This window comes from Bradyrhizobium sp. WBAH42 (genome assembly GCF_024585265.1).
Lineage (GTDB): Bacteria > Pseudomonadota > Alphaproteobacteria > Rhizobiales > Xanthobacteraceae > Bradyrhizobium.
The window spans coordinates 3,785,369-3,797,435 of record NZ_CP036533.1; the positions used below are offsets into that span (position 1 = coordinate 3,785,369).

A 12,067-nucleotide genomic window follows, 5' to 3' on the forward strand; every position below is an offset into this window, starting at 1 on the left:
GTTTCGATCAGTTCTTGCGCGGGGCGGAGGTGTTGGCGTTCTCTTCCGCATAGTTCTGCGGGAAGGCGAGCGCGCTCGTCGACGAGGACGGCTTGCCGTCATTTGCCGTCGACTTGTTCGCAGCCTTGGCCGCATCATCCAGCAGCTTCTCGACGCGCACCAGGATGTCGGCGCCGCGCTTGGTCAGCACCGGCGGCGGACCGGGCTTGGTCTCCAGAACCTTCGGCGCCGCACTGGCGTGCGCGGCCATCGGCTGCGGCGGCAGCTTCTGGCCCATGCCGATGCCGGGGATCTCACGGACCTCGACGCCCTGATGCGCGGCGAGCATGATGTCGTGCCAGGTCTGCGCCGGCAGCGAGCCGCCGGTCATGCGGTTGGTCGGCGAGTAATCGTCGTTGCCGTACCACACTGCGCAGGTGAAATTGCCGGTGTAACCGACGAACCAGGCATCGCGATACGCATTGGTCGTGCCGGTCTTTCCCGCCGTCGGAATGCCGTCCAGCGCGGCGCGCCGCGCGGTGCCTTCGCTCACGACGTGGCTCATCATGCCGGCCATGTCGGCGGCGACGGAGGCGGGGATCGCCTGCCGCGGCTTCGGTCCGTCGCGGTCCCAGCGCCAGACCAGGTCGCCGGCGCCGGTGCGCACTTCGAGCACCGAATGCGGCGTCACCGCCTTGCCGCGGTTGGGGAAGGTCGCGTAGGCCACCGCATGCTCGAGCACGGTGACCTCGTCCGAGCCGATCGGCAGCGAGGGCGTGTCGGGCAGCGGCGCCTTGAGGCCGAAGCGGCGCGCGACCTCGACGATCTTGGCGCGGCCGACCTTGGCCGGGTTCGGCGCCTTCGGCTCGTTCTTCCGGCCAATCTCGATCGACAGCTTCACCGGCACGACGTTGATCGAGCGGGTGATCGCCTGCGTCAGCGTCACCGAGCCGGAATAGGAATGGCCATAGTTCTGCGGGCACCAATTGCCGATGCAGACCGGACCGTCGACCACGACCGAGTTGGGCGTGTAGCCGTTCAGCAGCGCCGTGGTGTAGACGTAAGGCTTGAACGAGGAGCCCGGCTGGCGATAGGCATCGGTGGCGCGGTTGAACTGGCTGGCGCCGTAGTCGCGGCCGCCGACCATGGCGCGGATGCCGCCGTCGAGATCGGCGACGACGGTCGCCGCCTGCGTCGCGTGATAGTCGCGGCCGAACTGGCGCAGCTGGTTCTCGACCGCGTCTTCCGCCGCCTTCTGCACGTTGGTGTCGATGGCGGTGCGGACGACGAAGACGCGCTCGGTGTAGGACTTCGGGAAGGTGTCGACCAGCTTGCGCATCTCGTCGAAGGCGTAGTCGAGATAATAGTTCGGCGAGGCCTCGTCGCGGCGGTCGACTGCGAAGGCCGGGTTGCGGCGGGCGCCGAACACCTGGCCCTCGGTCATGAAGCCGGCATCGACGAGGTTGTCGAGCACGACGTTGGCGCGGGCGCGGGCGGCGGGCAGGTTGATGTGCGGGGCATACTTCGTCGGCGCCTTGAACAGGCCGGCGAGCATCGCCGCTTCCGCCAGCGTCACGTCGCGTGCGGACTTGTTGAAGTAGAAATGCGCCGCGCCGTCGACGCCGAAAGTGCCGCCGCCCATATAGGCGCGGTCGAGATAGAGCTTGAGGATCTCGTTCTTGGTCAGGCGCCATTCCAGCCAGATCGCGAGGAAGGCCTCGTTGACCTTGCGCTCGATGGTGCGCTCGTTGCTCAGGAACAGGTTCTTGGCGAGCTGCTGGGTGATCGAGGAGCCGCCCTGGCGCACGCCGCCGGCTTGCGCGTTGGTGACGAGCGCGCGCGCGGTGCCGGCGATGTCGATGCCGAAATGCTCGTAGAAGCGCCGGTCCTCGGTCGCCAGCGTCGCCTTGATCAGGACGTCCGGAAAGTCTTCCAGCGGAATGGAGTCGTTGTGCTTGATGCCGCGGCTGCCGATCGGATTGCCGTAGCGGTCGAGGAACGTCACCGCGAGGTCGGACTTCTTCAGCCAGTCCTCGTCTGCGGTCTCGCGGAAGGCGGGAATGGCGAGGGTGAGCATCACGACGAGGCCGCCGAGCCCGAGGGTTGCGGCCTCCGACAGCGGCTCGATGAACACCCAGCGCTTCCACCGCCCGACATAGAAGCGGTCCATGAAGGTCGAGTAGCGCTCGTAGAGTTCGCGGATGCCCTTGGCCGAGGAGAACAGCGAGGAGTCGATGCGCGCATCGAGATCCAGGAAGAAATTCCGGACCCTCTGCTTCCAATGCGGTGGTATGATCTGGCGCACCTAGAACCCTTGAGGCTTGCTTCGAAAGCGTTCAAGCACCCGGCCGGGGCGGCCTCGAGACGTCTTGCGGGAATGTTGCGGCAAACCCAAGGCGCCCGGCCAGCATCCGAGGGACTTGCTGTTCCTTCTAGCCGAGCGGGCCCCATAAACCAATGGTCACGCTCGCGATTTTGAACAACAGGCCTAATTGACCCCGGTTCATTACGGGCCTCAAAGGGGCCTCGCTTGCACCCTTGCCGCGGCGCGCCCTAGATGGCGTTGCCGTAGCTCTTTCGAACCGTTGTTGAGGCGCATGACCGCAGCTCCCAAACGACCTTCCGGACAGGAAGGATTCTTCTGGAAAACCAAGACGTTGGAACAGATGTCGGGGGCCGAATGGGAAAGCCTGTGCGACGGCTGCGGCCGCTGCTGCCTGAACAAGCTCGAGGACGAGGACACCGGGCAGATCTACTTCACCCATATTGGCTGCAAGCTGCTCGATGGGATGAGCTGCGCCTGCAAGGACTATCCGAATCGCTCCGACAAGGTTCCGGACTGCGTCCGCCTGACCCCGGCCAATGTCCGCACCCTGAACTGGCTGCCGCCGAGCTGCGGCTACAAGCTCGTCGCCGAAGGGCGCGACCTCTATTGGTGGCATCCGCTGGTTTCGGGTGACCCCAACACCGTGCACGAAGCCGGCGTCTCCGTGCGCGGCCGCGTCGAGGGCAGCGAGGAGGAGGTTCCGGACGAGGAGCTCGAGGACCACATCGTGCACTGGCCGGCGACCTTGCCGAAACGGGCGCGTCTGAAGAAGCGACCTTGAACAGCTGTGCGTAGAGGTCGCACGGAGACACGCTTCACATTCACGGGTTGAGGTGATATTCTGGTTGTAGATTTTGATCTGGATATACTTAGGTTGTTTAAATGATTGAGGTACCCTAGATTTTTGGGGGTCCGATGAATACTGATCCGGTTGATCCGATACCGACGGACGACGAGAACAAGCCACTAGAACCAACCACTGCGCTTTGCCTTTCCGGCGGAGGATATCGCGCGATGGTGTTTCATATCGGCGTCCTGTGGCGGCTGTACGAAACGGGACTGCTGCAGAACATCAAGCGCATATCGAGCGTTTCCGGTGGGTCGATCACTGCTGGCATGTTGGCGCTGGCGTGGCCCGAGCTCAGCTTCAAACCTGGCAGCATCAACAGCGATTTCATTCCGAAATTTGTCGCGCCGTTGCGCACCTTCGCAGGCGTCACGATCGATGCCGAGTCGGTGATCCTGGGGGCGCTGTTGCCAGGCAGCATCGGTGATCGTATCGCCGAGGCGTACGACGATCACCTGTTTCACGGCAAGACACTGCAGGACATGCCTGACGGGCCGCGCTTCGTAATCAATGCAACGAACGTGCAATCAGGCGCGCTCTGGCGTTTCATGAAGCCTTATATGCGCGACTACCGCGTCGGCGAGGTGAAGAATCCCGAAATTCCGCTGGCGCAAGCCGTAGCGGCTTCCTCCGCTTTTCCCCCGGTCCTCTCTCCATTTGAATTGCGTCTCAAGGACAGCGATTTCGTGCCCGGTACGGGACTCGACCTGCAGCGGCCTCCATTTACCACGCGCGTCGTTCTCAGCGATGGCGGTGTCTACGACAATCTCGGCCTTGAGACGGCATGGAAGCGCCACCAGACGGTTCTGGTCAGCGATGCCGGCGGCAAGATAGAGGCTGAGGAGCAACCGGAGACGGATTGGCCGCGGCATTCCTACCGCGTCCTCAATCTGATCGACAATCAGGTGCGTTCGCTGCGCAAGCGGCAGGTCATCGACTCCTTCAAGTCGGGAACGCGCAAGGGCGCCTATTGGGGCATCCGCACCGACATCGCGGACTACGGGCTGGCCGATGCTCTGCCGTGTCCTTTCGAGCGTACGTTGCAACTTGCGGAGGTGCCGACACGTCTGAAACGGCTGGACGCGACGACGCAGGAAAGATTGATCAATTGGGGCTACGCCGTGTGTGATGCGGCCCTGCGCAAGCATGTTGCGGCGGTCAGGCCAGCGCCTGCCTTTCCCTATCCGCAGTCTGGTGTCTGAGGAAGACGACAATGGCGGACGACAAGGGGCGTAAGCGGCGCGCAAAACCGCAAAGCGGCACACCTAAAAGCCGCGGGCCGACTTGGCCGGTCTCGGCCGACGGAAGACCCAAGCAGTTCTCTATTCCGCCCGAAGTGGTCGAACACATCCTCCTGGGTCCCCGCGACGACAGGCGCGTGCTGCAGGACTCGCCGCTGCTCGGCGATGTCTGGGCGGCTTACGCTCTCGATCCGGGCATCGCCCAGGACGTTCTGATTACGCCGCACAAAAATGCGACCGCGGTGAGCGTGGCCCGTACCATCGCAGGCGCGCTGAAACTGCCGGTCGAATCTGCCCCGCCTGGCCGGCCTCCAACAAAGGCCAAGGTCGCCTATTTGCAGGGGCTCGTCGGTGCGCGGCTCTATTTCGACCAGGTGCTCCGCATCCTGGTACCGCGGACACAATGGTGGCGCGAGCCGAAGGTGGCCGAAAGGATCGAAAGCGTAGATGCCGGCGACAATCAGGGGACGATCAAAAAGCTGCTCCAGCAAGGGCCGAGGAGGTCCAACGCGCCGCGCGAACGCACATTGGACAATGCCACGTCGCTCCAAAGGTATATCGCGCTTGCCGGATTGATCTACTGGATTTGCAAGCTGGAACGTCCCGTCGGTTGGGACGAACCGCTTGAGCCACTGACCTTTGAGCAGGCATTGGAACGATACCGGGACTATGCCGACGAGATTCTCTCCGGCATGTTCGCACTTTATGAGGTAGTCAAGCCGGACGAGAACGTTCGGCAGCAGAACGACATCGTCGATGCCAGGAGCGAGCCGGCGGAAGAAAGACCAGCTTGTATTTTCCAGGTATCGCTCAACCGATCGGCCGTTCCCGCGCTCGATCGGTCGGTGCCGGCGGTCAAGGCCGACGCTGCGAGGTCGCTGTTCAACGTCCAGTGCAAGAATATCGTTTGGGCAGTTCTTGATTCCGGTATTCAGAACAATCACGACGCGTTCATGACGTCCGGCGAGAAGCCGGCGTCGCGTGTCAGGAAAATCTTCGACTTCACGAATATTCGCGAGATCGTTAGCAGTGAGACGGGTGACGTCGATGCTCAAACCCGCGAGAAGCTGATCCGAGCGTCCGGGCTCCCTGAAGCCGAGGTGGACGTCAGCCTGGAGAAGATTGCCGAAGACTTCGAGAAGGAGCGCCCCATCAACTGGGCGACCGTCGAAAGGCTGATCACGGTCAAGAGGCCGGATCCAAACGACAAGTCTGAAAAGCTGCCCAGTTCGCACGGGACCCACGTTGCGGGAATCATCGGAGCGGACCAGAAGGACGGCAAATACGCTGGCGGCATGTGCCCGGACATCGGACTCTACGATTTCCGCGTGCTGGGTGCGAGCCTGGAGGAGACCGAGTTCGCCGTCATCGCTGCCATGCAATACATCCGTTACGTCAACGAGCGGCATAACTACATCACGATTCACGGCGCGAATCTCAGCCTCTCAATTCCGCACAACGTGCGCAATTTTGCATGTGGGCGGACGCCGATTTGCAACGAATGCGAACGTTTGGTCGAAAGCGGAGTGGTGGTCGTGGCCGCAGCAGGCAATCGCGGCTTTCAGAAATTCGAAACGAAGGATGGTCCGTTCGAAAATTATGCCGCCTTCAGTATCACCGATCCCGGAAATGCCGACGGCGTCATCACCGTTGGATCGACCCACGGGAATTGGCCGCATACATACGGAGTCAGCTTCTTCTCGAGCCGCGGTCCGACCGGCGATGGCCGCGCGAAGCCGGATCTCGTCGCGCCCGGTGAGCGGATTCTATCGACCGTTCCGAATGATGATTGGGCTCCGGAATCGGGCACCAGCATGGCGGCTCCCATGGTTAGCGGAGCCGCGGCGATGCTGCTCGCCCGATACGAAGAGCTGATCGGGCAACCGCGCCGAGTCAAACGCATCCTGTGCGACAGCGCGACGGATCTTGGCCGCGAGCGCAGCTTTCAGGGGCACGGCATGCTCGACGTGTTGCGGGCACTTCAATCGATCTGAGGAGGAATGCGATGCATTTTAGCCTTGACGTCTTGCGCGCCCGCAAGGGCGATTGCCTGATCCTTCATTTCGGAACAGCTGACGATCCGCACCTGATGCTGATCGATGGAGGACCTGCCAAGGTCTATAAGCCACATCTGGCGCCGAGAATCGCGCAGATTCACCGTTCGCGCGAATTGGAGCCGAATGATCCCTTGCCGATAGACGTTGTGATGGTCAGTCACATCGACGACGATCACATTAGGGGCATTCTCGAACTAACGGCGGATCAGCTGGGGAACAGTCCCGATCTCCGTCTCAAGGTCGCCAGCTTGTGGCACAACAGCTTTGACGATCTGCTCACGACTGCGCCTGAAGAACTGTTGTCCGGGTTTGGGCCGGCGTCATTCGAGGCAGGCACTGCGCGAAGGCCGGATTTTGACTCAATCGAGCCCGACGAAGAATCCGACGAGGAAGAGGTGCATCAGACAGTGGATGTTCTCGCCGGCATATCGCAGGGCCGTCAATTGCGTGATGATCGGGAAGTGTTGCAGCGACGCTCGCCGGCGCGTCGGCAGTGGAAACTGAACCACAAATTCGACGGCGAGCTGATCCTCGCGACCGAGGATACGGACGCGGTCATGTTGGATGGTGGCCTCAAGATGACCGTGGCCGGACCGATGCAGCCGGAATTGCTGGCCCTACAGGAAGCCCATGACAAATGGCTGCGGGAGCAAAAGCAGGGGAAGAAAAGCCCGGAAGCAATGCTGGCGGCATTCATCGACAAGTCGGTGCCCAATCTCTCCAGCATCGTCGTTTTGGCCGAAATGGGCGGCAAGTGCATGCTGCTGACCGGCGACGCGCGTGGTGACAAGGTCTTGGAGGGACTTGAGCTGGCCAGGTTGCTTGCCCCCGGAAAGACGCGCCACGTCAATCTTCTCAAGGTGCCGCATCACGGCAGCTCCAACAATCTGGAGCAGGTCTTTTTCGAGCGCCTGCCCGCCGACCACTACGTCTTCTCGGGTGATGGCGAACACGGCAATCCCGAACGTGAGACGCTGGAAATGCTGCTGGAAGCGCGGGGCGTCGACGCCGAATACACAATCCACCTAACCTATCCGATTGACGAGATGGATATCGAGCGCCAAGCCGACTGGGAAAAGGAGCAGGCCAAGGAGAAGGCGCGCAAGAAGAAGAATCCGGCGACCAAGAAGCCGGTTCGAGAAAATTGGTCGCCGGAAAAGCACAGCCTCGGCGCTCTGTTCCAGGCCAATCCCAAGTTCGGCAAGAAAGTGGTCATCGTTGATCCCGGCAAACCACATCTGATCAACTTGCTGGACCCCATCAGGCTTTAGTGGGCTCGGGGGCGCTCAGGCTCCAAGCAGTACCTCAATACGGCCCCGCTCTGTCGATCCCGGAACCGCGAGGATGCATCGGCGGGATGCACCCATGCGCCGCGGTGCCTGCCTGGGAAGAACTTTCCTCTCTACATTGCCTGCATAGAACGAATCCTTCGCGGCGTTGCGCCGCGTCACGACGTCCGATCGAGATGAACAAGTTCGACCGGCAGAGCAATTCTGCCGACATCCAGGCCTGGCCCGACGATATTGCCGAAGAGCTGTCCCGCCTGCCGAGCGAGGTCATCAGCGTCGACGACGCGCCGTCGATCGCCCCGCCGGTGCCGCTGAGCTCCGACGAGGTCCGCACCATCGTCATCAGCCTGATGCTGACGATGTTCCTGGCAGCCCTCGACCAGACCATCGTGGCGACCGCGCTGCCGACCATCGGACGCCAGTTCCAGGACGTCTCCAATCTCTCCTGGGTGATCACCGCCTATCTGCTCGCCTCGACCGCGGTCGCGCCGGTGTTCGGGACGCTCAGCGACATCTACGGCCGCCGCGTCATGATCATCATCTCGCTCAGCCTGTTCGTCGCGGGCTCGGTGCTGTGCGCGATCGCGCCGAACATGCCGATGCTGATCCTGGCACGCGGGCTTCAGGGCCTCGGCGGCGGCGGCATCATGCCGGTGGTGCAGACCGTGATCTCCGACGTCGTGAGCCCGCGCGAGCGCGGGCAGTACCAGGCCTATTTCTCCAGCGTCTGGATGGTCGGCGGCATCCTCGGCCCGGTCATCGGCGGCGTGTTCGCCGAGCATCTGCACTGGTCGATGATCTTCTGGATCAACCTGCCGCTTGCGGCCGCAGCGCTCGCATTGCTGCTGCCCAAGATGAGCAAGATCCCGGTGTTCCATCGCAAGCGCAAGGTCGACTGGCTCGGCGGCGTCTTGCTGATGGCCGCCGCCGTGGTCTTCATGCTGGTGCTGACCTGGGGCGGCACGCGCTATCCCTGGCTGTCGCCGACGGTGCTGGCGATGGTGGGCAGCGCCGTCGCGCTCGCGGTGAGCTTCGTGTGGCACGCCCGGCGGGCCGACGAGCCGTTCCTGCCGCTGCCCTTGCTGACGGGATCGGTGGCGCCGTTCGCGCTGACCGCCGGCGGCTGCGGGCTCGGTGCGATCACCGGCCTCACCGTGCAGCTGCCGCTTTATTACGAGCAGGTCTACCATTTGAGCGCCAGCGAGGCGGGGCTTGCGCTGATCCCGCTCGCGGCAGTCTCGACCGTTGGCGCCGCCGTCGCCGGCCGCACCATGGCGCGGGCCAAGCACTATAAGCGCGTCGCCATCATCGGCACGTCCTGGGCCGCGCTGTGCGGCCTCGGCCTCACGGTCACCACCTTGCCGCTGTGGGGGCTGCTGCTGCTGATGGCCGCGTTCGCGCTGGGTCTCGGCACGACTTTCCCGGTCTGCGTGGTCTCGCTGCAGAACTCGGTCGCGCGTCCGCAAGTCGGCACCATCACCGGCGCGATGAACTTCTTCCGCTCGCTGATGTCCTCGTTCACGGTGGCGGCCTTCGCCGCGATCCTGCTCATCGCCCTAGGTACCGACATCCCGCTCGCCGGCGAGCACCATGCCGCAGGCAGCGTAGCGATTCCCGCCGACGACATGCGGCATGCGTTCCGCTACGTCTTCGGCGCCGCCACCGCACTGATGACGATAGCCGCGCTATGCCTGATCGCGATGGAGGAGCGCCCCCTGGCCGGCCCCTCGGCCAAGCAACCCGTCGAGATGGCCGAATAAGGCTCAGCGGCCTGCGTCCGGGAAGCTGCTCTTCCGCGGCAGCCGGATCGTGAACTCCGTGAACGCACCAAGCTCCGTTGCGACGTCGATCGTGCCGCCGTGCTGCTTCACGACGATGTCGTGGGTCATCGACAGCCCGAGGCCGGTGCCTTCGCCGGCCGGTTTAGTCGTGAAGAACGGATTGAACATCTTCTCCTTCACGTCGTCGGCAATGCCGGTGCCGTTGTCACGAATGGAGATCTCGATCTGGTCGCCGCGGTCGCGCGTCGCGGCGGTCACCATCGGCTCGTAGCCGGCGGCGCCGTCGGCCTTGCGCCGGGTGACCGCGTGGAAGCCGTTCGAGATCAGGTTCAGGAGCACGCGGGTGATCTCCTGCGGAAACATTTCGGCGTGTCCGGCCGCGGGATCGAGCTCGCGCTTCAGCGTCACGTGGAAATTCGGCTTCTCGGCGCGTGCGCCGTGATAGGCGAGGTTGAGGCTTTCCTCGACCAGCGCGTTGATGTCGCTCAGCCCATGCTCGCCGCCGCCTTCGCGCGAATGCAGCAGCATGTTCTTGACGATGGAATCGGCGCGGCGGCCGTGCTGCACGATCTTGCCGAGGTTGTCCTGCAGAAGCCCCGTCAGCTCGTCGACCTCGCTGCGGACGTTCTCGGGGAGGGGGACCGGCGCGAGCGCCTCGTTCAGCTCCTCGGTCAGCTCGGCAGACAGCGAGGCAAAATTGTTGACGAAGTTGAGCGGGTTCTTGATCTCGTGCGCGATGCCGGCCGTGAGCTGGCCCAGTGATGCCAGCTTCTCGGTCTGGATCAGCCGGTCCTGCGCGGCGCGCAGATCATCGAGCGATTGGGCGAGCTCGCTGGTGCGGGTCGCAACTTCGTTGAACAGTCGGGTATTCTCGACCGCGATCACGGCCTGATCGGCAAAGGTCTTGAGCAGGTTGATCGCCTTGTCCGGGAAATGACCGGGCTCCCGCCGTGTCACGGCGATGGTGCCGATCGCAACGCCGTCGCGCAGCATCGGCACCACCAGGATGCTGCGATAACCGCGCGTTCGCGCCAGCTCCTTCATGGCCTCGGTCAGACCAGGCTCGTTCTGCATGTCGCTGCGGAAGGCAAACTCGCCGCTCGTCGCCACGCGGCTGTGAATGCCCGACGATGACAAGGGTGTCGGAAATGAGCTCAGCAGATCCGCATTGCCGGCATCATTGTCGGTCGTGAAGGCGGCCAGATGCAGCATGCCGTCGATGACGCGGGTGACGGTGGAGGAATGCGCTCCGATCAGCGCCTTGGCGCTGTCGGAAATGGCCTGGAACACCGGCGTGACATCGGACGGTGAAGCCGCGATCACCTTGAGAATGTCGGCAGTCGCAGTCTGACGTTCCAGTGCTTCCCTGGTGGCGTTGAACAGGCTGACATTCTTGATCGCGATCACGGCTTGGTCGGCGAAAGTCTGCAGCAGGCGCACATGATGCTCGGCGAAGTTGCCGGTCGCGCGTCGCGTCGCGATGATGATGCCGATGGCCTCGCCTTCGCTCATCAGGGGCGCAAACAGCATGCTGCGATAGCCGCGGGCGCGCGCGATGTCGCGCGCGGCGGGCTCGAGCTCGGTGTCGGGCAATTGTGCCGCGGCACCATTGGCCACGAGCTGATAGGGCGGGAATTGCGCGAACCGCACCGGAAACGAGGCCTGGAGCACGCGATCGCCGGTCGGATCGGTCGGGGTGAATGCCGCGAGGTGCGCGGCGCCGTCGATATAGCGCAGCACCGCGGTGGAGAAGCCGCCGATCAGCCGGTTGGCATTGGTCGCGATCGCCTCGAACACCGGCTGCACGTCGGACGGGGAGGCCGCCATCACCTTCAGGATGTCGGCCGTCGCGGTCTGGCGTTCGAGCGCCTCTTTGGTCTCGTTGAACAGGCGTGCATTCTCGATCGCGATCACGGCCTGGTCGGCGAAGGTCTGCAGCAGCTGGACCAGGTCGGGCGCGAATGCGCCCGTGACGGCGCGCGTGACGCTGATCATGCCGACCGGCGCGCCCCGGTTCATCAGCGGCATGAACAGCACACTGCGGAAGCCGCGCAGCCGCGCCAGCTCCCGGTTCAGTTCCGGAACGTCGGCAGCCTCGCTGTCGGGAAACTGGATCGTCTCGCCCTCGCGCACGAGGGCAAAAGTCGGGAAGTCCGTGATCTTGCGCGGGAACGACGCCTTCAGCCCTGCGTCCGCCTCCGGGCTGGTCGGCGTGAACGCCACGAGGTGCAGTTCGTCGCCGATGAACTGAAGCACGGTGGCGGAGAAGCCGCCGAGCAGGCGCTTCGCGCTGGAGGCGACCGCCGCAAAGACCGGCCGCGCATCGGACGGCGAGGCCGCGATGGTGCGCAGGATCTCGGCGCTGGCGCTCTGGCGATCCCGCGCAGTCGCAAGCTCAGCGCGCAGCTGCGCATTCTCGGCCGCGGCCAACTGCAATTGGCGTTCGAGTTCCTCGATGTCGTGCGAAAGCGTGGTCATTCCTCATCCAGCTTGATGCAGCGACGTGCGCGGCACCGGGCCGGATTATCACATCTTTCGCGGCCGGAG

The 12,067-nt window shown here is 63.6% G+C and carries 7 protein-coding genes; 5 read left to right on the forward strand and 2 right to left on the reverse strand.

The annotated features are described in order from the left end of the window. Positions 1 to 7: 7 nt before the first annotated feature. On the reverse strand, positions 8 to 2,284 hold the full coding sequence (locus tag DCG74_RS17635; protein WP_172784218.1) for a transglycosylase domain-containing protein: 2,277 nt from the start codon (positions 2,282 to 2,284) through the stop codon (positions 8 to 10). A gap of 292 nt (positions 2,285 to 2,576) precedes the next feature. Here DCG74_RS17635 and DCG74_RS17640 point away from each other — a divergent pair, with 292 nt between their 5' ends. The 5 genes from DCG74_RS17640 (at position 2,577) to DCG74_RS17660 (ending at position 9,499) form a co-directional block, all read left to right on the forward strand. Next, the gene (locus tag DCG74_RS17640) at positions 2,577 to 3,086 is read left to right on the forward strand and encodes a YcgN family cysteine cluster protein (protein ID WP_172784219.1); all 510 of its coding nucleotides are present in this window, start codon (positions 2,577 to 2,579) and stop codon (positions 3,084 to 3,086) included. Positions 3,087 to 3,220: 134 nt separating this feature from the next. Then, positions 3,221 to 4,354, forward strand: coding sequence for a patatin-like phospholipase family protein (locus DCG74_RS17645; RefSeq protein ID WP_172784220.1), 1,134 nt, complete (start codon positions 3,221 to 3,223; stop codon positions 4,352 to 4,354). Between the two features lie 11 nt (positions 4,355 to 4,365). Then, on the forward strand, positions 4,366 to 6,387 hold the full coding sequence (locus tag DCG74_RS17650; protein WP_172784221.1) for a S8 family peptidase: 2,022 nt from the start codon (positions 4,366 to 4,368) through the stop codon (positions 6,385 to 6,387). Between the two features lie 11 nt (positions 6,388 to 6,398). Further along, positions 6,399 to 7,721 carry a hypothetical protein gene (locus DCG74_RS17655; protein ID WP_172784222.1) on the forward strand — a complete coding sequence of 441 codons (1,323 nt, stop codon included), beginning with the start codon at positions 6,399 to 6,401 and terminating at the stop codon, positions 7,719 to 7,721. A 194-nt stretch (positions 7,722 to 7,915) separates the two neighbouring features. Next, the gene (locus tag DCG74_RS17660; protein WP_172784223.1) at positions 7,916 to 9,499 is read left to right on the forward strand and encodes an MDR family MFS transporter; all 1,584 of its coding nucleotides are present in this window, start codon (positions 7,916 to 7,918) and stop codon (positions 9,497 to 9,499) included. A 3-nt stretch (positions 9,500 to 9,502) separates the two neighbouring features. Here the strand turns inward: DCG74_RS17660 and DCG74_RS17665 are convergent, their stop codons facing one another. Continuing rightward, positions 9,503 to 11,998 (reverse strand): GAF domain-containing protein, encoded by a 2,496-nt coding sequence (locus DCG74_RS17665; protein WP_172784224.1) that lies wholly within the window; start codon positions 11,996 to 11,998, stop codon positions 9,503 to 9,505. Between the last annotated feature and the right edge of the window lie 69 nt (positions 11,999 to 12,067).